At 66.7% G+C, this 22,938-nt stretch carries 22 protein-coding genes; 13 read left to right on the forward strand and 9 right to left on the reverse strand.

The features are described from left to right. The first annotated feature begins 40 nt into the window (after positions 1–40). Both BZF57_RS04120 and BZF57_RS04125 read left to right on the forward strand, forming a co-directional pair. Positions 41–1,219 carry an RsmB/NOP family class I SAM-dependent RNA methyltransferase gene (locus BZF57_RS04120; RefSeq protein ID WP_086734960.1) on the forward strand — a complete coding sequence of 393 codons (1,179 nt, stop codon included), beginning with the start codon at positions 41–43 and terminating at the stop codon, positions 1,217–1,219. 62 nt (positions 1,220–1,281) lie between these two features. Next, entirely contained in the window at positions 1,282–1,782 is a 501-nt protein-coding gene (locus tag BZF57_RS04125) for a tetratricopeptide repeat protein (RefSeq protein ID WP_240505849.1), read from the forward strand. 109 nt (positions 1,783–1,891) lie between these two features. Here BZF57_RS04125 and BZF57_RS04130 read toward each other — a convergent pair whose 3' ends face one another. Further along, a complete protein-coding gene (locus BZF57_RS04130) occupies positions 1,892–2,374 on the reverse strand; it encodes an RNA pyrophosphohydrolase (RefSeq protein WP_086734962.1) in 483 nt (160 codons plus the stop codon). After that, positions 2,371–3,321, reverse strand: coding sequence for an alpha/beta hydrolase (locus tag BZF57_RS04135; RefSeq protein ID WP_086734964.1), 951 nt, complete (start codon positions 3,319–3,321; stop codon positions 2,371–2,373). Before BZF57_RS04135 ends, BZF57_RS04130 begins: the two co-directional genes overlap by 4 nt. A gap of 106 nt (positions 3,322–3,427) precedes the next feature. Between BZF57_RS04135 and BZF57_RS04140 the strand changes: the two genes are divergently transcribed. From BZF57_RS04140 to BZF57_RS04150, 3 genes are all read left to right on the forward strand, one after another. Continuing rightward, complete coding sequence (locus BZF57_RS04140; RefSeq protein WP_086734966.1) at positions 3,428–4,423, forward strand: metal-dependent hydrolase; 996 nt, start codon at positions 3,428–3,430, stop codon at positions 4,421–4,423. Positions 4,424–4,591: 168 nt separating this feature from the next. Continuing rightward, complete coding sequence (locus BZF57_RS04145; RefSeq protein ID WP_086734968.1) at positions 4,592–5,977, forward strand: cryptochrome/photolyase family protein; 1,386 nt, start codon at positions 4,592–4,594, stop codon at positions 5,975–5,977. A 66-nt stretch (positions 5,978–6,043) separates the two neighbouring features. After that, positions 6,044–7,273, forward strand: a complete 1,230-nt coding sequence (locus tag BZF57_RS04150) for a serine hydrolase domain-containing protein (protein WP_338029815.1) — start codon at positions 6,044–6,046, stop codon at positions 7,271–7,273. Positions 7,274–7,390: 117 nt separating this feature from the next. Here BZF57_RS04150 and BZF57_RS04155 read toward each other — a convergent pair whose 3' ends face one another. The 3 genes from BZF57_RS04155 to purF form a co-directional block, all read right to left on the reverse strand. Further along, positions 7,391–7,738 (reverse strand): PilZ domain-containing protein, encoded by a 348-nt coding sequence (locus BZF57_RS04155; RefSeq protein ID WP_086734970.1) that lies wholly within the window; start codon positions 7,736–7,738, stop codon positions 7,391–7,393. A gap of 135 nt (positions 7,739–7,873) precedes the next feature. Further along, positions 7,874–8,599 carry an SDR family NAD(P)-dependent oxidoreductase gene (locus BZF57_RS04160; protein WP_086734972.1) on the reverse strand — a complete coding sequence of 242 codons (726 nt, stop codon included), beginning with the start codon at positions 8,597–8,599 and terminating at the stop codon, positions 7,874–7,876. A 6-nt stretch (positions 8,600–8,605) separates the two neighbouring features. Continuing rightward, the gene (gene purF / locus BZF57_RS04165) at positions 8,606–10,093 is read right to left on the reverse strand and encodes an amidophosphoribosyltransferase (protein WP_086734974.1); all 1,488 of its coding nucleotides are present in this window, start codon (positions 10,091–10,093) and stop codon (positions 8,606–8,608) included. A 229-nt stretch (positions 10,094–10,322) separates the two neighbouring features. Between purF and BZF57_RS04170 the strand changes: the two genes are divergently transcribed. The 5 genes from BZF57_RS04170 to dnaE all read left to right on the forward strand — a co-directional run bounded on the left by BZF57_RS04170 (position 10,323) and on the right by dnaE (position 16,745). Next, the gene (locus tag BZF57_RS04170) at positions 10,323–11,576 is read left to right on the forward strand and encodes a lipoprotein-releasing ABC transporter permease subunit (protein ID WP_086734977.1); all 1,254 of its coding nucleotides are present in this window, start codon (positions 10,323–10,325) and stop codon (positions 11,574–11,576) included. After that, positions 11,569–12,252: an ABC transporter ATP-binding protein gene (locus BZF57_RS04175; protein WP_086734978.1), complete on the forward strand. Its 684-nt coding sequence runs from the start codon at positions 11,569–11,571 to the stop codon at positions 12,250–12,252. The genes BZF57_RS04170 and BZF57_RS04175 overlap by 8 nt, the downstream gene beginning before the upstream one ends. Before the next feature lie 59 nt (positions 12,253–12,311). After that, positions 12,312–12,599 (forward strand): hypothetical protein, encoded by a 288-nt coding sequence (locus BZF57_RS04180; protein ID WP_086734980.1) that lies wholly within the window; start codon positions 12,312–12,314, stop codon positions 12,597–12,599. Positions 12,600–12,620: 21 nt separating this feature from the next. Continuing rightward, a complete protein-coding gene (locus tag BZF57_RS04185; protein ID WP_086734982.1) occupies positions 12,621–13,100 on the forward strand; it encodes a glutathione peroxidase in 480 nt (159 codons plus the stop codon). 144 nt (positions 13,101–13,244) lie between these two features. Further along, positions 13,245–16,745, forward strand: a complete 3,501-nt coding sequence (gene dnaE / locus BZF57_RS04190) for a DNA polymerase III subunit alpha (protein ID WP_086734984.1) — start codon at positions 13,245–13,247, stop codon at positions 16,743–16,745. 42 nt (positions 16,746–16,787) lie between these two features. Here the strand turns inward: dnaE and BZF57_RS04195 are convergent, their stop codons facing one another. After that, positions 16,788–17,927 (reverse strand): OmpA family protein, encoded by a 1,140-nt coding sequence (locus BZF57_RS04195; RefSeq protein WP_240505850.1) that lies wholly within the window; start codon positions 17,925–17,927, stop codon positions 16,788–16,790. Between the two features lie 274 nt (positions 17,928–18,201). Between BZF57_RS04195 and BZF57_RS04200 the strand changes: the two genes are divergently transcribed. Genes BZF57_RS04200 through BZF57_RS04210 form a run of 3 tightly spaced genes read left to right on the forward strand, consistent with a single transcriptional unit; the run spans position 18,202 to position 20,748 of the window. Then, entirely contained in the window at positions 18,202–19,809 is a 1,608-nt protein-coding gene (locus BZF57_RS04200) for a long-chain fatty acid--CoA ligase (RefSeq protein WP_086734988.1), read from the forward strand. Position 19,810: 1 nt separating this feature from the next. Then, the gene (locus BZF57_RS04205; protein WP_240505851.1) at positions 19,811–20,314 is read left to right on the forward strand and encodes a GNAT family N-acetyltransferase; all 504 of its coding nucleotides are present in this window, start codon (positions 19,811–19,813) and stop codon (positions 20,312–20,314) included. Beyond that, positions 20,287–20,748, forward strand: coding sequence for a DUF1330 domain-containing protein (locus BZF57_RS04210; protein ID WP_086734991.1), 462 nt, complete (start codon positions 20,287–20,289; stop codon positions 20,746–20,748). Before BZF57_RS04205 ends, BZF57_RS04210 begins: the two co-directional genes overlap by 28 nt. Here BZF57_RS04210 and BZF57_RS04215 read toward each other — a convergent pair. From BZF57_RS04215 to moaB, 3 genes are all read right to left on the reverse strand, one after another. Next, entirely contained in the window at positions 20,745–21,149 is a 405-nt protein-coding gene (locus BZF57_RS04215) for a hypothetical protein (RefSeq protein ID WP_086734993.1), read from the reverse strand. The two genes, BZF57_RS04210 and BZF57_RS04215, sit on opposite strands and share 4 nt — an antisense overlap. Before the next feature lie 20 nt (positions 21,150–21,169). Then, a complete protein-coding gene (locus tag BZF57_RS04220) occupies positions 21,170–22,255 on the reverse strand; it encodes a PA0069 family radical SAM protein (RefSeq protein WP_086734995.1) in 1,086 nt (361 codons plus the stop codon). A 143-nt stretch (positions 22,256–22,398) separates the two neighbouring features. Beyond that, a complete protein-coding gene (gene moaB / locus BZF57_RS04225) occupies positions 22,399–22,929 on the reverse strand; it encodes a molybdenum cofactor biosynthesis protein B (protein WP_086734997.1) in 531 nt (176 codons plus the stop codon). Positions 22,930–22,938: the final 9 nt, after the last annotated feature.

Consider the following 22,938-nt stretch of genomic DNA (forward strand, 5'->3'; position numbering starts at 1 on the left):
ATTCCCGCCTGCGCGGGAATGACAACATAAGGATCAGAGAGTGACCCCCGCCGCTAGAGTACAGGCGGCGATCGAGCTGCTCGATACCGTAATTGCGTCCGCGCGCTCCAAGGGCGCGCCGGCGGACCGGATCATCGCCGACTATTTCCGCACGCGCCGCTATGCCGGATCCAAGGACCGCCGTGCGGTGCGCGACCTCGTCTATCGCGCGATCCGGCTGTGTGGGCCGGTGCCTGCGAGCGGGCGCGCGGCGATGCTGGCGGTTGCAGGGCAGGACGAAGCCGTCGCGGCGCTGTTCGACGGATCCCCCCACGGCCCTGCCGTGCGCGGGGAAGGCGAGGAAGCCGCCAATACGGGCCTTGCCCCCAAATGGCTCGCCGCGGCCTTGCGCGCATCGGACCTCGGCGGGCGCGAGATTGCCGCGCTGCTCGGCCGCGCCCCGCTCGACATCCGCGTCAACGCGCTGAAGGCGGATCGCGCGGGGATCGACCTTCCAGAAGCCGGCGAGATTCTCGCTTCGGCGCAGGGCCTGCGGTTCGCCTCGGGCACTCCGGTCGAGCAGTGGCCCGCCTACGAGCAGGGCCTGGTCGAGATCCAGGATCTGGGCAGCCAGCTGATCGTCGAGGCGCTGCCCGTCTCGCCCGGCGACACCATCATCGACCTGTGCGCAGGCGGCGGGGGCAAGACCCTCGCGCTCGCTGCAAGGCTCGGCAATGCCGCAAGCCTTGTCGCCGCCGACACCGACAAGCGCCGCCTCGGCAACCTCGCACCGCGCGCAGGCCGGGCAGGGGCGGCGGTCGATCACACCGTGCTGCTCGATCCGGGCCGCGAGATGCTGGCGCTCGCGCCCTTCGCGGGCAAGGCCGATCACGTGCTGGTCGACGCGCCGTGCTCGGGCAGCGGGACATGGCGACGCAGCCCCGAGGGGCGCTGGCGACTCGACCCGGCGGAACTCGCGCGCCTGAACGCGCTTCAGGATCATGTGCTCGATCTTGCGGCCCAGCTTGTCCGCTCCGGCGGCAGTGTCGCCTTCGTCACCTGCTCGGTGCTCGATGCCGAGGGGCCGGACCGCATCGCCGCCTTCCTCGCCCGCCATCCCGGGTGGCGCGCCGAGGCGCTCTCGCTCCCCGTTGGGCAGCCACGCGGTGCAGGAATCCGACTTGAACCGCTCCGCGACGGCACGGATGGTTTTTTCGTCGCTTGCCTTCGTTCACCATGATAGCATCCGGTGGTATGACCCAGCCGTCCGGTTCCCGGTCTCAAGCACTGAAGGAGCTTCTGATGCGTTTCGCGCCTGCCGCTGCCGCTCTCTCGCTGTGCCTCGCGATGACCGCGAGCATCACCATCGCCGGTGATGTGCAGACCCCCGATCCGCGCGCGGCCGCGCTGATTGCGCAGGGTCAGGCGCTGCTGGCGGCGGGCGAGCCGGAGCAGGCGACCGACGCGTTCGAGGCCGCGCTGGCGGTCGATCCGGCCTATACTCCGATCTTCATCGACCTCGCCGAGGCCGCGCGCCAGCAGGGCCTTCAGGGCAAGGCGATCAAGTATTACCGCGAGGCGCTCGAGCGTGATCCGGGCAATTTCGCCGCGATCTCGGGTGAGGGCGCGGCGCTGGTCGAGAAGGGCGCGCTCGAAAAGGCGAAAAAGAACCTCGCCAAGCTGCAATCGCTGTGCGGTGACGATTGCCCCGAGACGGTCGCCTTGCAGAGCACCATCGCCCGCGGCGTGCCCGCAAGGCTGGCGGTCGAGAGCAAGGGCGAAAGCGCGCCGGCTTCGAACTGAGGGTTTGTGTAGCTTGTCACCCCCGCGCAGGCGGGGTTCCAGCTCGCTTTCGAAATCCGGCACCGCTCAAGACAGCTGGATCCCCGCCTGCGCGGGGATGACAGGTTGATCAGATCAGCCCCCGGAACTCCGCCAGCACCTCTTCATAGACCGCGCGCTTGAAGGGAATGATGACCTCGGGCAGCAGGCCCGGGTCGATCCAGCGCCATTCGTTGAATTCGGGCGGGTCATGCGCTTCGAGGTCGATGTCCGCGTCCTCGCCGAGGAAGCGGCCGAGGAACCAGTGCTGTTCCTGCCCGCGATACTTGCCCTTCCACACCTTGCCGACAAGCTCGGGCGGCAGGTCGTAGCGGATCGGCTTCGAGGCCTGCGCGATCACCTCGACTTTGTCCGCGGGCACGCCGATTTCCTCCGCAAGCTCGCGCAACGCGGCTTCGCGCACGTCCTCGCCCTTGTCGATCCCGCCCTGCGGCATCTGCCAGAAGCCGTGCGCGGAGGGGTCGATCCGCTGGCCGACGAAGACGAGACCCTCGGCGTTCACCAGCATGAAGCCGGCGCAGGGGCGGTAGGGGAGGCTCGCCGGATCGCTCACGCGGGGTTCTCCAGCATGAAGCGCATCGCGGCGATCACGCGTTCGAGATCGCGTTGGGTCGAGGGGACCATCTGGCGCAAGTTGGTGAAGGAGTGGGTGACGCCGCGCATCTCGATGAAGACACAATCGCGCCCCGCATCGACCAGTGCCTTGGCATAGGCGCGGCCCGAATCGCGGATCGGGTCGAGGCTGGCGGTGACGACGATGGTGGGCGGGGCGGAGGCGTGGTCCGACAGGATCGGGAAGCCGCGCGGGTCGGCGCGGTCTGCGCCGTAGGCGGCATCGAAGAAAGCCATCGTGTCCGCGGTGAGCAGGAAGCCGTCGCTGAACGCCTCCATGCTCGCCGAGCCGATCGCGTCCTCGACCAGCGGGAAGATCGGCACTTGCAGCACCACGGGCACCGCGGCGGGGTTCGCGCCCAGCAGCTGGCTGACGACCACGGTGGCATTCCCGCCCGCCGAATCGCCGATGGTGATGATGCCGCTCGCGGTGCGGCCCAGCTCGGCGGGCGAGGAGGCCACCCAGCGCGTCGCCGCCTCGCAATCGAGGATCGCGGCGGGAAAGGGCGCCTCGGGCGCGCGCGCGTAATGCACCGCGACCAGCGGCAGATCGATCAGCGCCGCGATCTCGGTGCACAGCGCGTGGTGCGTCTCGAGATCCCCGATCACGAAGCCGCCGCCGTGGTAGAAGACGATCACCGGAGTGGCTTCGTCGCGGCTCTCGCGCGCGTCATAGAGGCGCAGCGGAATGTCACCCGCCGGGCCGGGGCAGGCGAGGTCGCGGATCACCGGCAGCGCGCGCGCCGGACGGTCGGCGATGCCGTGCATCGCGACATAGGACTGTCGCGCCTCCTCCAGCGTCATGTCGGCGAGCTTCGGCCCGTTCACTTGCGCCATCATGTCGAGGAAGGCCTTCATGTCGGGGCGGATATAGGGCGCGTCGGTCATCGTGGTTCTCTCCCGTGTCTGCGCGATGCGATAGGCGAGGGGGAGGCGGTTTTCCAAGCGCATTTCCACTCGCCTGATCGCGGGAGGCGCGCTAGCCTGAAAGGCGATGGACAATCTGACACATAGCCTTGTCGGCGCAGTGCTGGGGCAGGCGGGGCTGAAGCGGAAAACCGGCCTCGCCATGCCTGCGCTCATCATCGGCGCGAACCTGCCCGACGTCGACGCGGCGTGCTTCTTCTGGCTGGAAGGCACAGAGCATCTCGCGTTTCGAAGAGGCATCACCCACGGCCCGCCCGCGCTGGTGCTGCTGCCGCTGGTGCTGGCGGGGATATTATGGGCGTTCGACCGCTGGCAGGAAAAGCGCGGGACGCGGCCCGAGGGACGGCTGCCGGTGCGCTTCGGGTGGCTCTTTGCAATGGCCTTCATCGGGTGTCTCAGCCACCCCTTCTTCGACTGGCTCAATGTCTACGGCATCCGGCTGCTGGAGCCGTTCTCCTCGCAGTGGTTCTACGGCGACACGCTGTTCATCATCGACCCGTGGATCTGGGCGCTGCTGAGTGCGGCGGTGTGGGTGTCTCGGCGGCGGGAGAAGGCGGGGGCGAGCTATCGCTGGCCCGCCATCCTCGGGATCGTGGCGATGCTGGGCTATATCGGCTGGAATTGGGTAACGACAGAGGCCGCATTCGTGGTCTACTCGATCAATTCCAAGGTTCCGCCGATCGACAAAGATGGCCGGTTCCAGAGTCCTGAAATTCCTGAGGCACAGCGGATTGCCGCGCCGGTTCCGATCTGGTCAGGCCAGCGCGAATTGATCCTTGGAGAGAAGAACAGATACTACGTCATCCCCCAAGGAGAAACGCAAAGTCCGTGGACGGCTAAGCCGATCACGGACAAGCCCTGCGCTTGGCCTGATTTCGAGGCTCTGCGCCGATCAAATTCCCAGCTCGACGCCTTCCTGTTCTGGTCTCGCACGCCCTTTCTCACCCGCGCGGCGGACGGCTCGGTGATCCTGCGCGATGCGCGCTTCACCGACCCGCGGGTGGGGGACAGGTTCAGCCTCGCGCTGCCGGATGTGAAGTGCGAGGAACTTCCCGCGCCCTAGCCGCGTTGGCCCAGTCTACTCCCCTCCTCTTCAGAGGAGGGGTTGGGGGTGGTGGCGCGGCGCGGATGCGTCGCGCTTCGCCTCCGGCACCACCCCGCTGCGACTAGGCTCGCTGCGCTCACCAAGTCTCGCTGCCCCTCCTCTGAAGAGGAGGGGGTAAGGAGAAGCATGACCCAAATCATCTGGCTCCGGCGCGATCTGCGTCTGGCCGATAATCCCGCGCTCTATCATGCCGCCAAGGCCGGCCCTGTCGTCGCCGTCTATGTGCTCGACGACGCGAGCCCGAAGCATCACGCCTATGGCGGGGCCTCGCGCTGGTGGCTGCATCATTCGCTGGCGAGTTTGGCGAAAAGCCTCGAAGCCAAGGGCAGCAAGCTGATCCTGCGGCGCGGGGAGGCGGTGGAAGAACTCACCAAGCTCGCGCAGGAAACCGGCGCGGCCACCATCCACGCAAATTGCCATTACGAGCCGTGGTGGCTCAATGCCGAGCGCAAGCTGGCAAAGAGCCTCGACCTGCAACTCCATCACGGCAATTACCTCATGGTGCCGGGCAGCATCACCACCGGCACGGGCGGGCAGTACAAGATCTACACCCCCTTCAGCCGCGCCGTGCGGGCTGAGTTCCCGCCGCGCTCGGAAGTCCCCGCGCCCGAACGCCTCGAAGCCCCGGCGACGTGGCCCGCCTCGGACGATCTTGCCTCGTGGAACCTGCTCCCCACCAAGCCCGACTGGGCGGGCGGGATGCGCGACTTCTGGGAAGTCGGCGAGGCCGCCGCCCACGCGCGGCTCACCGCTTGGGAAGCCGACGTCGACGACTATGACGACAAGCGCAATTTCCCCTCGGTCGACAAGGTCTCGCGCCTCTCGCCGCATCTGCATTTCGGCGAAATCTCGCCGATCCAGATATGGCACCGTTTCAAGGACAAGCGCTCGAAAGGATGGGAAACCTTCGAGGGCGAGCTGATCTGGCGCGACTATTCGCAGAACGCGATCCTGCAATTCCCCGCCTACGCCACCCAGAACTACCGCGAGGATTTCGACCGCTTCCCCTGGCGTGATCCCGCCAATGACCCCGCTGCCGCGCGTGACCTCAAGGCATGGCAGGAGGGCCGCACCGGCTACCCGATCGTCGATGCCGGGATGCGCCAGCTGTGGCAGACCGGCTGGATGCACAACCGCGTGCGCATGATCACCGCGAGCTTTCTCATCAAGCACCTGCTGATCGACTGGCGCGAGGGCGAGAAGTGGTTCTGGGACACGCTGTGCGATGCCGACTATGCCTCCAACGCCACCAACTGGCAGTGGACTGCGGGGACGGGGGTGGACAGCAATGTGTTCAGCCGGATCATGGCGCCGCTCTCGCAGTCCGAGAAATTCGACGCCGCGCGCTATATTCGCACGTACGTGCCCGAGCTGAAGGGGTTGGAGGAGCCCTATGTCCACGACCCCGAGGAGTTCGGACGGCGGCCCGCGGGCTATCCGCGCAAGATTGTGCCGCACAAGCAGGCGCGCGAGCGGGCGTTGGCGGCGTTGAAGACGATCAAGTCCGCCTGACGGGGGCTTGCTCGGGGGCCTCTCGCGGGCCTATGCACCCTCCCGCATAACAGACGAGAGGGTGACATGATGGGCTTGAAACACGGCATGCTGGCAGGCGCGGCTTTTGCGCTGGCGATGGGCGGGCTCGCGCCGCTCCACGCGCAGACCGCGGCCGATGCGCCTGCGCTCGCGCGGCCGCCGCAATATCCCGAAGCGCCGAGTGCGCGCCTCGTCCAGCCCCCGGCGCGCGACCAGTCCGAGCTTCAGGTGCTGTTCTGGTCCGATGCCCAGCGGGCCGAGCGTTTCCGCGCAATGGAGCAGTGGTTCGCCGGTCACGAGGTCGCCCCCGCGGCCACCCCGCGCGCGCTGCCCAAGGGCGCTCCGCTCAGCGCCGAGTTGCAGGCGGATCTCGCCAAGCTGATGACCGATACCAATGCGGCCGGGATCATGGTGCTTGAGGACGGCAAAGTGCGCTACGAGGCCTATGGCCTCGGCCTTACGCATGACGACCGCTGGACCAGCTTCTCGGTCGCCAAGAGCTTCACCTCGACCCTGCTCGGGGCGGCGATCAAGGACGGTTTCATCACCAGCCTCGATGATCCGGTGACGCAGTATATCCCCGGCCTCAAGGGCAGCGCCTATGAGGGCGTCACCGTCCGCCAGCTCGCCACGATGACGAGCGGGGTGAAGTGGAACGAGGATTATGCCGATCCCCAGTCCGACGTCGCGCAGATGAACCGTTTCGTGGTCGAATACGGCCCCGAGGCGATCGTCGCGCAAATGAAGCAGCTCCCGCGCGAGGCGGAGCCGGGTACCAAGTGGGTCTACAAGACCGGCGAGACCAACCTCATCGGCGTGCTGGTCGAGAATGCCGTGGGCAAGCCGCTCGCCGAATATGCCAAGGCCAAGATCGTCGATCCGGCGGGCTTCGAGGGCGGATTGTTCTGGATGGTCGATCCGCGCGGCGGGAATATCGGCGGGTGCTGCCTGTCGATCCGCCTCGCCGATTATGCGCGGATGGGCCAGTTCGCGCTCGAGGGGGGCAAGGGCATCGTGCCCGATGGCTGGTTTGCCGAGGCCGGCAAGGCCCATGTGCAGTTCCCGGACGCGCCGGGCTTCGGCTATGGCTACCAGTGGTGGGCCTATCCCTTCGGGAGCTATGGCGCGCAGGGGATCTTCGGGCAGTCGATCACGCTGGTGCCGGCGAAGAAGCTGGTGGTAGCGATCGTGAGCAACTGGCCGACCGCGACCTCGGCCGGCAGCCGCGGCGATGCGCGCGCGGTGGTGGCGAAGATCGCGGCGAGCGCCGAATAAGCGGGGCTTCGCGGGGGTCTCGCAGCGGCTTCGCGCGCGCCAGACCCCCTCCAGACCCCTGTCACACCCCTCTCGCGCGATGTTTCCCGTGAAACATTGCGCTGCGGGGAGCGGCGGTCAGATCACCTGGCGATAGGTGCCGACGTTGCTGTAGCGCTGCAGGATGTTGTCGTGGACGATCGGGCTCAGCAGCTCGCTGAACGCGCAGCCCACGATGCAGTTGTCCCACCACACCACCTCGGCCTGAAGCGATTCGAGGCCGGGCAGGGTCAGCCAGCACATCTGGCCCTCGTGCATCCGGTTGATCGAGGCGGCAGAGAAGCCCGAAATCGAGAGATCGTGGACCACGCTCTGGAAGGCGCGGCCGCCCGAGGCGCGCAAGGTCGCCGGGATCGTCAGCCGCGTGCGCGGGCCGCAGCGGTCTTCCTGGGATGCAGTGCGATAGGGATCGGAATTGGGCGGCATTGCCGTCTACCTTGTATCGAAGCCTGCGGTCTCACGGGGCGGGTTGGTCCGCGCGGGAGTTTGCGCCCCCGTTCCTTAAGGAAAGGCTGTCGATCAGGGTTAACAGAGTGTTAGGCGGAAATTCCGCGGGCTGGCCTAGCCCTCGATGCGCTCGCGGTGGAGGCCGTCGAAGCCCTCGGCGAGCAGCGCCACCAGACGGTCGGCCACCACTTCGGGCGGCTTGACGCTGGCGGCATCCTCACCCGGATAGGCCCGCGCGCGCATCTCGGTGCGGGTCGCGCCCGGATCGATGATGGCGACACGAAGGGGCGAGAGGCGCTCGACTTCGGCGGCATAGGTCGCGAGCAGGTTCTCGAAGGCGGCCTTGGTTGCGCTGTATGCCCCCCAATAGGGACGCGGCGCACTGCCGACCGAGCTGGTGAGGCCGATGATCCGTCCGGCCTTGGCATGGCGCAGCAGCGGGTCGAACCCGGCGATAAGCGCCTGTGTTGCCACGACATTGGTGAGCAGCGCCTGGTTGAACTGCTTGGGCTCCATCTGCGAGGCCGGTGTCAGCTCGGGCAGGTAGGCCGCGGCGAGCACCATGATGTCAAGGCTCTGCCAGCGCCCGGCAATAGCGCCCGCCAGCCGCGTGACCGAATCGGGTTCGGTAAGGTCGAGCGGGGCGATGGTCGAGGTGCCGCCTGCGGCATGGATCGCGTCTTCCACCTCCTCCAGCGCCTTGACCTTGCGCGCCACGAGAATGACATGCGCCCCCGCGGCGGCGAGCGCCTTCGCGGTGGCGGCGCCGATCCCGCGGCTCGCTCCGGTGACGAGCGCGGTCTGGCCGGCAAGCGGCTTGGCGGTGGTGGTGTCGGTCATGGGGCGTCAGGCTGCTTTCGGATCGGCAAAGGGAAGCTGCGCGGCCTTGGCCTCGGCCAGCGCAAGGTCGGTCAGCGCGGTCGGGTATTCGCCCGTGAAGCAGGCGTCGCAGAACTGCGGGCAGGCCTTGTCGCGCTTCTCCTTGCCGACTGCGCGGTAGAGCCCGTCAATCGAGATGAAGGCGAGGCTGTCGGCCTTGATGAACTCGCGCATCGGTTCCAGCTCCATGCGCGCGGCGAGGAGCTTGGAGCGTTCGGGCGTGTCGACGCCATAGAAGCACGAATGCGCGGTCGGCGGGCTGGCGACGCGGAAGTGGACTTCGGCCGCGCCCGCTTCGCGCATCATCTCGACGATCTTGAGGCTGGTGGTGCCGCGCACGATCGAATCGTCGATCAGCACGATGCGCTTGCCTTCGACGAGCGCGCGGTTGGCATTGTGCTTGCGCTTGACGCTGGAATGCCGCGCGCCGTCACCCGGCTGGATGAACGTGCGCCCGACATAGTGCGAGCGGATGATGCCGAGCTCGAAGGGCAGGCCCGACTGCATGGCAAAGCCGATTGCCGCGGGCACACCGCTGTCGGGCACGGGGACGACGAGGTCCGCCTCGCAGGGAGCCTCGATCGCGAGCTGGGTGCCGATCGCCTTGCGCGCCTCGTAGACCGAACGACCGGCAAAGACGCTGTCGGGGCGGCTGAAATAGACGTGCTCGAAGATGCAGGGCCGCGCCGGCGGGCTGCCAAAGGGCCGGACCGAGCGGATCTCTCCGGCGAAATCGACCAGCACCAGCTCGCCCGGCTCGACCTCGCGGATCACCTCGGCGCCGACGACGTCGAAGGCCACGGTTTCGGAGGCGAAGAGGATCGCGTCACCCATCCGGCCCATCACAAGCGGGCGGATGCCGAGCGGATCGCGGCAGGCGATCATGCCCTCGGGCGTCATCACGATCAGGGCATAGGCCCCCTCGACCAGCCGCAGCGCATCGACCAGACGGTCGGCGATGGTGGGATAGCGCGAGGTGGCGACGAGGTGGATGATCACCTCGGTGTCGGAGGTCGACTGGAAGATCGAACCCTTGTTCACCAGGTCCGTCCGCAGCGCCATCGCGTTCGAGATGTTGCCGTTGTGCGCGACTGCAAAGCCGCCGCTGGCCAGATCGGCAAAGAGCGGCTGGACGTTGCGCAGGCCCGATCCGCCGGTGGTGGAATAGCGCACGTGGCCTGCGGCCATATGGCCGGGCAGGGCGGCTATCGCATCGGAGGAGGAGAAGTTCTCGGCGACATGGCCAAGCCCGCGGCGGGCGTAGAATTCCTTGCCGTCGAAGCTGACGATGCCGGCCGCTTCCTGTCCGCGGTGCTGGAGCGCGTGGAGGCCCAGCGCGGTCGTCGCAGCCGCGTCATTGGCGCGGATCGCGCCGAAAATGCCGCATTCCTCGCGCAGCTTGTCGCCATCGGCATCGAGGAAGGGGTGGGTCACATTGAGGGGGCTCATCGGCATCACCAGACCTGTTCGCGTGCACACCGCGTCGGCGCACCGCCCCAATGGCGATGTGACGGATCAATTACAAGGGCAAGCAGCCCCGCGATGCCCGCCTTTTTGGCGACTGGCGTGTGACACACCGTCCTCAAGTAGCAAAGCGGTAGGACAACAAGGACTCGGGATTGCGGGCTGGGCGCTGCCACTCTACAGGCAGCATTCAGCGAACAACGGGCACCTCTCACCACCCATGCTCTCCCCCTTCGAATGGATGATCGCCAAGCGCTACCTCTGGCCGGGCAAGGGGGAGGCGTTCATTGCGCTTGTCGCCGCGATCTCGGTCGGGGTGGTGATGCTGTCGGTCGCGCTGCTTGTCGTGGTGATGAGCGTGATGAACGGCTTCCGCGGCGAGCTGCTCGACAAGATCGTGGGGCTTAACGGCCACGCGGTGGTGCAGGCCTATGGCGGGCGGATCGAGAACTGGCAGGGCGTGCTCGGCGAACTCGAGAAGACCCCGGGCGTCACCTCGGCCACCCCGATGATCGAAAAGCCGCTGCTGGTGAACTTCAACGGCAATTCCGAAGGCATCCTGCTGCGCGGCCAGACGCAGAAGGATCTCGATGCACTTGGCGACAAGGTGCTGCTGGGCGATATCAAGAGCCTCGGCACGCTGTCCGAGACCGACGGGCTCGGCCGCGTCGCGGTCGGCAGTCGGCTGGCGCAGAACCTCGGCATCCGCGTGGGGGATGTCATCACCATCATCAATTTCTCGGGCCGCACCACGCCCTTCGGCACCACCCCGCGCCAGGTGCCCTACGAGGTCGGCGCGATCTTCGAGGTCGGTATTTCGACCTTCGACGAGAAATTCATCATGATGCCGCTCGCCGATGCGCAGAGCCTGCTGCTGATGGGGGATTCGGTCGCGCAGATCGAAGTGACGGTCGACAAGCCCGACAAGGTCGGCGAAATCCTCGCCCCGGTCTCGCAGCGGCTTGCGGGCAAGGCCGTGATCGCCGACTGGAAGTCGATGAATTCGGCGCTGTTCGAGGCCTTGCAGGTCGAGCGGGTGGCGATGTTCTTCGCGCTGTCCTTCATGGTCGTGGTCGCCTCGTTCAACATCCTCTCGAGCCTCGTGATGCTGGTGCGCGCCAAGACCCGCGACATCGCGATCATGCGCACCATGGGCGCGACGCGGCGGAGCCTGCTCAAGATCTTCGTCACCACCGGAACCACGGTGGGCGCGATCGGGACGATCTCGGGGCTGCTGCTGGGTTCGATCATTCTCTTCTTCCGCGAGCCGATCGTCGATTTCATCGCCTTCACCACGGGTCAGGAAATCTGGGATCCGCAGGTGCGGTTCCTCTCGACCCTGCCTTCGCGGACCGACCCTTGGGAGGTGTTCGGGATCGTCATGCTGGCGTTGGGGATGAGCTTCCTCGCGACGCTCTACCCTGCGTTCAAGGCGGCGAACACCGATCCGGTGCAGGTTCTGCGCTATGAATAGCCCGGTGGCACCCATCGTCGCCCTCAAGGGCCTCAAGCGTTCCTTCGAGCAGGGCGGCGAGCGGATCGACGTGCTGCGCGGGGTCGATCTCGAAATCCAGCCGGGCGAGATCGTCGCGCTGCTCGGGCCCTCGGGTTCGGGCAAGTCGACGCTGCTTCAGGCCGTGGGGCTGCTGGAAGGCGGCTTCGAAGGCTCGATCGCGATTGCCGGCACGCAGGCCGAACAGCTCGCAGGCGACGCGCGCACGGCCCTGCGGCGCGAGCATCTGGGCTTCGTCTACCAGTTCCACCATTTGCTCCCCGATTTCGACGCGCGCGAGAATGTGGTGATGCCGCAGATGATCCTCGGCACGCCCCGCGCCGAGGCCCACGCGCGCGCCGATGCGATCCTCACCAGCCTTGGGCTTGGCCACCGGCTGACCCACCGCCCGAGCCAGCTTTCGGGCGGCGAACAGCAGCGCGTCGCGGTCGCCCGCGCGCTCGCCAACCGGCCGACGCTGGTGCTGGCGGACGAGCCGACCGGCAACCTCGACGAGCACACCTCGGACACCGTGCTCGGACAGTTCCTCGAACTGGTGCGGGGCGAGGGCAGCGCGGCGCTGGTCGCGACCCACAATGAACGCCTCGCCGCGCGGATGGATCGCGTCGTCCGTCTCAGGGAAGGCGTGCTGATCTAGGATAGGCGCCGCGCGCAAGTTCTCCGCACAAGCGGCGGATACGCAGCGAGGAGCCTTCCATGACCGACCACCCCAGCACGTTTCAGGGCAGCACCACCCAGTCGGGCGAAGCGGCATGGGACGACCGGGCCCGGATCGTCTCCGCCGACCAGAGCGGCAAGCTGGACGGCGGCGGCATCCCGTTGCTGCGCGGGACTTTTGCCGAGATGATTCGCCACATGGCGCAGCTGCCCGAGGATGACAGGGCGGGATACGTCATCGAGAAGGCCGGTGACCGCGCCTACTCCGCCGAAGAAGCGATGGCGCTTGCCTCGCGCCCCGATTTTCCGCCAGAAGGCACGGGCTGAACCAGAACAACCGGGGGCACCATGACGACCATCGCCGATTTCACCGTCACCACCAACCGCGGGCAGGAGCTTGCTCTGAAGGAGAAGCTCGGAACGGTGCTGCTGGTGGTCAACACCGCCAGCAAGTGCGGCTTCACCCCGCAGTACGACGGGCTGGAGGCGCTCTACCAACGCTTCAAGGATCGCGGTTTCGAGGTGCTCGGCTTCCCGTGCAACCAGTTCGGCGGGCAGGAGCCGGGCAATGCCGACGAGATCGCCGAGTTCTGCAAGGTCAATTTCGGCGTCACCTTCCCGCTGATGGCGAAGATCGACGTCAACGGCGCGGACGCCTCGCCGCTCTATGACTGGCTGAAGTCGGAGAAGAAGGGCCTGATGGGCACCACGGCGATCAAGTGGAACTTCACCAAGTTCCTGATCGACCGGAGCGGCAAGGTGGTGAAGCGTTATGCCCCGACCGACAAGCCCGAGGCCATCGCCAAGGACATCGAGAAGCTGCTCTGACCCTCCCTGTCATCCCCGCGCAGGCGGGGATCCAGCTGGGCTACGCGAAGTAGCTGGACCCCCGCCTGCGCGGGGGTGACGAAGCGGGGTATTTCTGGCCGCGAACGCTTGGCGAATCCCCCCGCCGTCCGCATATTCGCACCCATGCCCTTCGCTCCCTTCGTCCCCTTGCGCGTGCTGTCGTCCTATTCGATGCTCGAAGGGGCGATCGATCCGAAGGACATCGCCAAGCTGGCGAAGGAGCGCGGCTTTCCGGCGATCGCGATCTGTGACCGCAACGGGCTCTATGGCATCATGGCCTTCGCCGCCGCCTGCAAGGGCGAAGGCGTGCAGCCGATCATCGGCGCGCTGCTCGGCGTGGCGCGGGGTGACGACCGCGGGACGGTCGATTACCTGCCGCTCTTCGCGCAGAATGACGCGGGCTACGACAACCTGTGCCACCTCGTCTCGGCCGCGCATCTCGACCGTCCGCTCGAGCGCGATCCGCATGTGACGCTCGCCGATCTGGAAGGGCGCACCGATGGTCTGATCGCGCTTACCGGCGCGGGCGAGGGTGGGCTGACGCGCTTGCTCGCCGAAGGGCAGCAGGACGCCGCCGTCCGTCTCATCGAAAAGCTCGAAGCGCTCTTCCCCGGTCGGCTCTACATCGAGATCGCCCGCGCCGGCGATCCGGTGTGCGAGCGTGCCGAGGATGCGCTGGTCGACCTTGCCTATGCGCGCAATCTGCCGCTGGTCGCGACCAATCCCGCGAACTTTGCCGAGCCGCACATGCACAAGGCGCATGACGCCATGCTGTGCATCGCCAATTCGACCCAGATCGACGCCGATGATCGCCCGCGCTCCAATCCGCAGGCCTTCGTCAAGCAGGCGAGCATGATGGAGGAGGCCTTCGCCGATCTTCCCGAAGGTCTCGCCAACACGCTGGTGATCGCCCAGCGCTGCGCCTTCGCGCCGCCCTACCGCAAGCCGATCCTGCCGAGCCTTGCGGGCGATCTGGCGGGCGAGGCGCGGATGCTGGCGGAGGATTCGAGGCTGGGTCTGGAAGCGCGCCTCTCGGCCTATCCCGATCTGACCGAGGAGGAGCGGAAGATCTATTTCGACCGCCTCGAATTCGAGATCGACGTGATCGTGAAGATGGGCTTCCCGGGCTACTTCCTGATCGTTGCCGACTTCATCAAGTGGGCCAAGGAACAGGGCATTCCGGTGGGGCCAGGGCGTGGTTCGGGCGCGGGCTCTGCGGTCGCATGGGCGCTCACCATCACCGATCTCGACCCGATCCGGCTGGGGCTGCTATTCGAACGCTTCCTCAACCCCGAACGCGTGTCGATGCCCGACTTCGATATCGACTTCTGCGAAACGCGGCGCGGGGAGGTGATCCGTTACGTCCAGCAGAAGTACGGCGGCGATCACGTCGCGCAGATCATCACCTTCGGCAAGCTGAAGGCCCGCGCGGTGCTGCGCGATTGCGGGCGCATCCTGCAGATGAGCTACGGGCAGGTCGACCGGCTGTGCAAGATGGTGCCCAACCATCCGACCGACCCCTGGCCCCTGCCGCGCGCGCTCAACGGGGCGGCGGATTTCCGCAAGGAATATGACAACGACAAGGACGTGAAGCGCCTCGTCGACCTCGCGATGCAGCTAGAGGGCCTGCCGCGAAATTCCTCGACCCACGCGGCGGGCGTGGTGATCGGCGACCGTCCGCTGGCGAAACTGGTGCCGCTCTACCGCGATCCGCGCTCGGACATGCCGGTGACGCAGTTCGACATGAAATATGTCGAATCCTCCGGGCTGGTGAAGTTCGACTTCCTCGGCCTCAAGACCCTTTCGGTGCTGAGGAAAGCGGTCGACCTGCTGGAGAAGCGCGGCATCGCCATCGATCTCGGCGCGCTGCCCCTGGACGACGCGCAGGTCTACAACCTCATGCAGGCGGGCAACACCGTGGGGGTGTTCCAGCTCGAATCCGAAGGCATGCGCCGCACGCTCAAGGCGGTGAAGCCGACCAATTTTGGCGACATCATCGCGCTTGTCTCGCTCTACCGCCCCGGCCCGATGGACAACATCCCGCTGTTCGGCCAGCGCAAGGCGGGCGTGGTCCCGATCGAATATCCGCACCCCAAACTGGAAGGCATCCTCGCCGAGACCTACGGGATCTTCGTCTATCAGGAACAGGTGATGCAGGCCGCGCAGGTGCTCGCGGGCTATTCGCTCGGCGACGCGGACCTGCTGCGCCGCGCGATGGGCAAGAAGGTGCAGGCCGAGATGGACGCCCAGCGCGGGCGCTTTGTCGAGGGCTGCAAGGCGGTCTCCGACATCGAACCCAAGCGCGCCAACGAGCTGTTCGACTTGATCGACAAGTTTGCAGGCTACGGCTTCAACAAGTCGCACGCGGCGGCCTATGCGCTGCTCGCCTATCAGACCGCATGGCTGAAGGCGCACTACCCTGAGGAATTCTACGCCGCCTCGATGTGCTTCGACATGCACCAGTCGGAGAAACTGAACGTCTTCGTCGACGACGCGCGCCGCTATCCCAATGGTCACGGCGGCGTGTCGGTGCTGGCGCCCTGCATCAACGCCTCGGAGGCCGAGTTCACCGTCGAGCAGACCGACGAGGGTTATGCCGTGCGCTATGCCCTCGCAGGCATCCGCAATGTCGGCGAGAAGGCGATGGAGGCGATCGTCGCCGAGCGGCAGGCGAACGGGGCCTATGCCAGCCTCAAGGATCTGTTCGAGCGGCTGCCGCAGGGCACGATGAACCGCCGCCAGCTGGAAGGCCTGATCTGCGCGGGTGCCTTCGACGTGCTGGAGCCCGACCGCGCGCTGCTCTTCGCCAATGCCGATATGCTGATGGCGGTCGCCGATGCCGCGATCCGCGAACGCTCGTCAGGGCAAGCCGGCCTGTTCGGCGGCGATGCCGGCCCGGCCGAGGACCTGCGTCTCCAGCCCTGCGCGCCTTGGAGCCGCCCCGAGAAGATGGCCAAGGAGCGCGAGAATTTCGGCTTCTACTTCTCCGCCCACCCGGTGCAGCAGTACCGCGATGTCGCTTCGGCCAACGGCGCGCGCACCTATCAGAGCCTGATGGAAGCGGGCGCGCCTCCGGGCGGGCGCGGGACGGCGGTGATGGCGGCGCTGCTCGAAGGGATCAACAAGGCCCGCACCCGCAAGGGTGGCACATTCGTGCGCGCGGATTTCTCCGATGCCTCGGGCCAGTTCTCGGCCGCCTGTTTCGAGGAAGCGCTGGTGCCCGATTTCGAGCGCTGGGCGGCGAACGGCGAGTGCCTGCTGCTGACGGTCGAACTCGACGCCCCCAACCCCGACGAGCCCCCGCGCCTCACCGTGCGCGGGGCGCGGCCGCTGGCGGCGGTAAGCGGCACGACCGCGATGGAACTGACCGCTGAAATCTCGACGGTCGATGCCTTGCGCGAACTCCAGATCGAGCTTGACGCGGGACGCGGCGACCGTCCGACCGGCGCGGGCGAGGTGGTGGTGCGCCTCAACCTTGCCGAGGGCGGGCAGGTGCAGCTGCGGCTCGGGCGCAATTTCGTGTTGACGGGCGAACTGGCCGAGCGGCTCGCGGCGGTCGACGGTATCGCCAAGGTGAGCCTCGCCCCGCTCAAACGGCGCGGGAATCTGAGGCTGGTGGCCTGACGCGAAAGGGGGCCGGATCGCTCCGGCCCCCTCGCATCGTCCTTACATTCCCGAACCCGGGCCGTAGGTCACTTCCACGCGGCGGTTCTGCGCCTCGCGCACACCGTCGGCTGTGGGCACGCGCGGCTGCGATTCGCCGAAGGCCTGACCCGAGATCTGCCCGGCGGGGATCCCGCGCGCGGTCATGTAGCTGCGCACCGCCTGGTTGCGCCGCTCGGCGAGGCCCTGGTTGTACTGCGCGCTTCCCGCCGTGTCGGTGTGCCCGGCGAGCATCACTCGCGCGACGCCGCAATTGGCATAGGCGGTCACCGCATTGTTGAGGATGCTGGCAGCCTCGGGGCTCACATCGGCGCGGTCGAAGTCGAAGAACACGATGAACGGCCCGGTGTTGCACGCCGGACGCGGCGGCGGGGGCGGGGGTGCGGCCACCGGCGGCGGCGGAGGCGGAGCGACGACCGGCGGGGGCGGCGGCGGTGCGGGCATGGGTTCCGGCTCGGGCTGGCTGCGCCCGCCGAAATTGTAGACGAGGCTCGCGAGCACCGAATGCGCCGAATAATCCGCTCGCAGATCGCTGCCGTTGGCGCCGGTCAGGCGGAAGTTGTCGATGTTGAAGTAACGGTACTTCACGCCGAGATCGATCCGGTCGGTCACCGGGACCTTGACGCCGCCGATCAGCTGCCAGGCGAAATCGGTCTGCTTGTCGTCGATCACCGTGCCGACATCGGCGACCACCACCGGCAGTTCGAGCCGCGCGACACCCGCGCCGCCGCCGCCGTAGATCTGGAAGCCGTCTTCCTTCCCGAATTCGACCAGAGCGTTGACCATGCCGCTCCAGATTTCGAGATCGCGCTCGTTCTGGACCACGGTGCCCGAGGGAACGGTCACGCCGGTCGGCAGGATCGCGTTGTCGAACACGGCAAGGCCGCGATACTTGTTGTTCTTGTACCCGCCCTCGGCCTCGAGCCGGAAGGCGCCGAAGTCGTAGCCGAGGATGACATCGCCATCGACGCCCATTTTGGTCCGGCCGACCGCCGCACGGGTGAAGGCATCGTCCTCTGTCGCATCGTCAGGGCGGACGTCGACCTTGACCTGGTCCTTGAAGCTGACCCCGCCCTCGATGCCGATATAGGGCCCGTCGGCCAAGGCCGGCACCGCGATCGCAGCCGCGGCTGCGCCCGCCATCAGAAATGTCGCTCTTTTCATTGTCCTGTTACCTCACAATTCGCATGGTCCGCCGGGGGTTCGGAGAGGAGCCCCGGGCCGTGCATCGCGCGCGGCCGTTCCCGGCGGGTGAGGGGCAAGCCCTGCGGCATAAGAATTGTTGCATCGCCAGAGGCGGGACGTGCCGGTGATTGGGTGAAGCGATTGCCAAGCGGCAGGCTCCACGGCATGAGAGACCTTGTTACACCATGCAACGCATGGGTCGGGGACCACACCAACAGGAGAGAGATCGGACATGGCGAGCGCACGCCTCGGAGCAATGCAGGACTGGACCATGCGGGTGACCGCGGTGATCGATCACGCCGCGCGCGAGGCACCGACGCGCGAGATCGTCAGCCGCTGGGCCGATGGCAGCGAAACCCGCACCGACTGGGCAGGCATACGCCGCGATGCGCTGAAGATGGCGCAGGCGCTCCAGCGCCTCGGCCTGAAGCCGGGCGACAAGGTCGCGAGCCTGGCGATGAACCATTCGCGCCATCTCGTCAGCTGGTATGGCGTTGCGGGGATGGGCGGGGTGCTCCACACCGTGAACCCGCGCCTGTTCGATGATCAGCTCGACTATATCGTCAACCACGCCGAGGACCGCGTGCTGTGCTATGACGCGGCCTTCCAGCCGATCGTCGACCGGATGAAGAGCCGCTGGCCTACAGTCGAGCACTACATCTGCTACGATTCCGGCGAACACGCCCCCGCCTTCGAGGACTGGATCGCGGCCGAGGACGGTGATTTCGAGTGGGTCACCGGCCCCGAAACCGATCCCTGCATGATCTGCTACACCTCCGGCACCACCGGCAACCCCAAGGGCGTGCAATACGAGCATCGCTCGACCGTCCTGCACGCAATGGCGGGGCTGCAACCGGCGGCCTTCAATTTCTCGAGCGCCTCGGTGATGCTCCCCGTGGTGCCAATGTTCCACGCGGCGAGCTGGGGCCTGCCCTATGCGGGCGCAATGGCGGGGATCAAGTTCGTGTTCTCTGCCGTCAATGACCCGGCGGTGCTGCACGATCTGATGATCCGCGAGGGCGTGACCGATTCGGCGGGCGTGCCGACCGTGTGGCTCGCGCACTTCCAGTATTGCGACCGCGAGGGGCTCGACCTGCCGCCGCTGAAGGCCGCGACCATCGGCGGCTCGGCGGCGCCCAAATTCATGATCGAGCGGCTGCTCAAGAACGGCACCCGCGTGCAGCACGCCTGGGGGATGACCGAAACCAGCCCCATCGGCACCGTCGGCGGGCCGACCTGGGACTGGGACACGCTCACGCTCGAACAGAAGGTCGAGAAGACCGCGATGCAGGGCCGCCCGATCTTCGGCGTCCAGCTGCGCACGGTCGACCTTTCGGACATGACCACCGAGCTGCCGCGTGACGGCAAGACCTCGGGCGCACTCCAGATCCGCGGGCCGTGGGTGATCCGCCGCTATTTCAAGGCCGAGCAGGATGCGACAAACAACGAGGGCTGGTTCGACACCGGCGATGTCGGCATCATCCACCCCGACGGCACCCTGCAACTGACCGACCGCACCAAGGACGTGATCAAGTCCGGCGGCGAGTGGATCAGCTCGGTCGAGCTCGAAAACGCCGCCTGCGGCCACCCCGCCGTGGCAGAAGCCGCCTGCATCGGCATCTACCACCCCAAGTGGGACGAGCGCCCGGTGCTGTTCGTGGTTAAGAAGGCGGGCGCCGAGGTCACCTCGGATGATATCATCGAGCATTTGAAGCCGCAGATCGCCAAGTGGTGGCTGCCCGATGCGGTCGAATTCGTCGACGATATCCCGCATACCGCCACCGGCAAGATCAGCAAGAAGGACCTGCGTGACCGCTTTGCGGACTACACGCTTGCCTGATGTGACGATCCGGCCTGCGCGGGTGGACGACGCGCAGGCCATCGCCGCGATCTATGCCTGGCACGTGGCGAACGGCACCGCGACCTTCGACACCGCCGCACCCGATGCGGGTGCATGGGCGGAGAAGATCGCGGACTTCTTGGCGCGCGGCATGCCTTTCCTCGCCGCGGAGCGCGATGGCGGGGTGATCGCCTATGCCTATGCCGCCCGCTTCCGCGACCGCGCGGCCTATGCTCACACCTGCGAGGACAGCATCTATGTGTCGCACGAGGCGCGCGGCGGCGGGATCGGGAGCGTGCTTCTTCCGGCCCTGATCGATGCCGCGCGCGCGGCCGGGTTCGAACAGATGCTCGCCGTGGTCGGCGGGGGCGAGCCTTCCTCGGTGGCGCTCCACGGCAAGTGCGGCTTCGTCCACGCCGGGCGGATGCGCAATGTCGGCAAGAAATTCGGCCGGCTGCTCGATACGGTCTACATGCAATGCGATTTGAGGGAGGATCGGACGTGACCTGTGAAACCTATATCGACCCTTCGGCGGTAAACTTCCAGGCCTTCAAGGACCTGGCGCGCGACACGCCGATCAACATGCTCAACCTCCTGCTTTATCGCGATATGGCCGAGTATCCCGAGGGTCACGAGCACGCCGGCAAAGGCTGGAGCGGACGGCGCGCCTACGAGGAATACGGGGTGACCAGCGGGCCGATCTTCCGCAAGCTCGGCGGCCAGATCCTGTGGCGCGGGCGGTTCGAGACCGTGGTGACCGGCCCCGAAGGCGAACGCTGGCACGATGCCTTCATCGCCCAATACCCCAACGCGGGCGCCTTCTTCGCGATGATCAAGGACCCCGAGTACCAGAAGGCCGTGGTCAACCGCACCGCAGCACTGGTCGACAGCCGTCTGGTGCGCTTCCACCCGGGCGAGGCGGGTGAGGGGTTCGGTTAGCCGAGCTGCCTCACCGGAACTCGCTCGACAATCTCCCCCCATTCGTCTCCGTTGAGATTGATCATGCGGCCGATTTTGAAAACGTCACGGTCGTCGTAGCTCGCAATCTCCCTGGGGCGGGCCTTCACGTCGCGAGCTCGGCACATAACAACGTAAACTTCATGAGACATCCGAATTGCCTCCAAATGGCGCAGACGCTCCTGATAGCCTAGATTGTCCGGGTCCAGCGTGTAAGCCTCATGATGGGCAAGTCGCACGAACCGCAATCCATCAACAACCACTGTCTGATCTTGCCAAGCACGTAGAAAGACACGCTTGCTGGTCTGGTCGATGCCGCCCCAAGACCACCGATTGTTCGCTAAGGGCGCGTTTAGCCGCTCAAACAAAGACGTGATCGACATTGGCGACGCCTATTTGAAAATCACAACAGCCGCAATTGTCCGCCCACCTCGGGCGGCGTGAAGCGCGAGCCATCGAGCTCGAACCGCGCCTTGCCGATCCCTGCTTTCCGGCACGCCAGCTTGAACCTTGCGCGGATCAGGTCGGCCCAAACGCCCGTCGGATTGAACCGGCTGTGGAAGTTGGGATCGTTGTCGCGCCCCCCTCGCATTTCGCGCACGATTCCCATCACCTTGCCCGCGCGCTCGGGGTAGTGGACAGCGAGCCACTCGCGGAACAGCGGGGCGACTTCGTGGGGCAGGCGCAGGGGAATCCAGTTGGCGCTCCGCACCCCGAGTTCGCCGATGCGGGCGATAATGCCCTCGATGAATTCATCGGTGATCGCGGGGATGATCGGCGAGACGGAGCAGTGCACCGGGACGCCCAGCTCCACCAGTTTTCCCAGCGCCGCCAAGCGCTTGTGCGGCGCGGCGCAGCGCGGTTCGAGCTTGGCGGACAGCACCGGATCGAGCGTGGTCACCGAGATCGACACCGCCACCAGCTTCTCGCGCGCCATCGCCTCCAGCAAGTCGGCGTCGGCGAGCACGCGGTCGGACTTGGTGGTGATCGTCACCGGATGACGGGTTTCGAGGCACACTTCGAGGATCTGGCGGGTCAGCCGCCAGTCGCGCTCGATCGGCTGATAGGGGTCGGTGTTGGTGCCCATCGCGATAGGCTTGGGCGAATAACCCTTCTTCGCCAATGTCTTGCGCAGCAGCGCCGCAGCCTCGGGCTTGGCGAAAAGCCTGGTCTCGAAGTCGAGGCCGGGGGAGAGATCGTGGTAGGCGTGGGTGGGCCGGGCAAAGCAGTAGATGCAGCCGTGCTCGCACCCGCGATAGGCGTTGATCGAGCGGTCGAAGGGCACATCGGGCGACTGGTTGAAGGTAAGGATCGACTTCGGCCGCTCCTCGGTCACGGTCGTGCGCAGCCTGACCGGCGGGCCATCTAGCGTTTCGACATAGTCCCGCCAGTCGCCATCGACCTCGCGTGTCGCCAGCCCGAAGCGGGTGGGGACCGCCCCCGATTGCGCACCGCGACCTTTGACGCCCGAATGTTTCACGTGGAACATTTACGGAACAAAACCGCGCTTGCCAAGGCAAAAGGCCCGCGCGAGTGCCGGTCAAGACGGGGCTGGAGGGGGTCTGGCGGGGGGCTAGAGGGGTTCTGGCCCGCCGCGAGAGCCCGCTGGTGCCGGGCTGGACCGAGGCCGCATCACACCTCTTTCAGGCGCGGCATCAGTTCGACGAAGTTGCAGGGGCGGTTGCGGCTGTCGAGCTGTTCGGCGAGAATGCCGTCCCATCCGTCCTTGACCGCGCCGTTCGATCCGGGGAGGGCGAAGATATAGGTCCCGCGCGCCACTACCGCCAAAGCCCGCGATTGCACCGTGCTGGTGCCGATGGTCTTGAAGCTCAGCCAGCGGAACAGCTCGCCGAAGCCGGGGATCTCGCGTGCGCCCTTGACCATCGCCAGCGCCTCGGGGGTGACGTCGCGCCCCGTGAGGCCGGTGCCGCCGGTCGAGACCACGGCATCGACCGAAGGATCGTCGATCCACGCCTCGAACTGCGCGGCAAGAAGGGCGGCATCGTCCTTCACGATCAGCCGCGCGGCGAGGTTGTGGCCTGCGCCGGTCACGCGTTCGGCGAGAATGTCGCCCGAGGTGTCGGTCTCGGGCGTGCGAGTATCGGATACGGTCAGGACGGCGATGTTGATCGGCTTGAAGGTCCGGCTTGCGTCAATCGCCACGTTGTCTTG

The organism is Erythrobacter colymbi (genome assembly GCF_002155685.1).
GTDB lineage: Bacteria > Pseudomonadota > Alphaproteobacteria > Sphingomonadales > Sphingomonadaceae > Erythrobacter > Erythrobacter colymbi.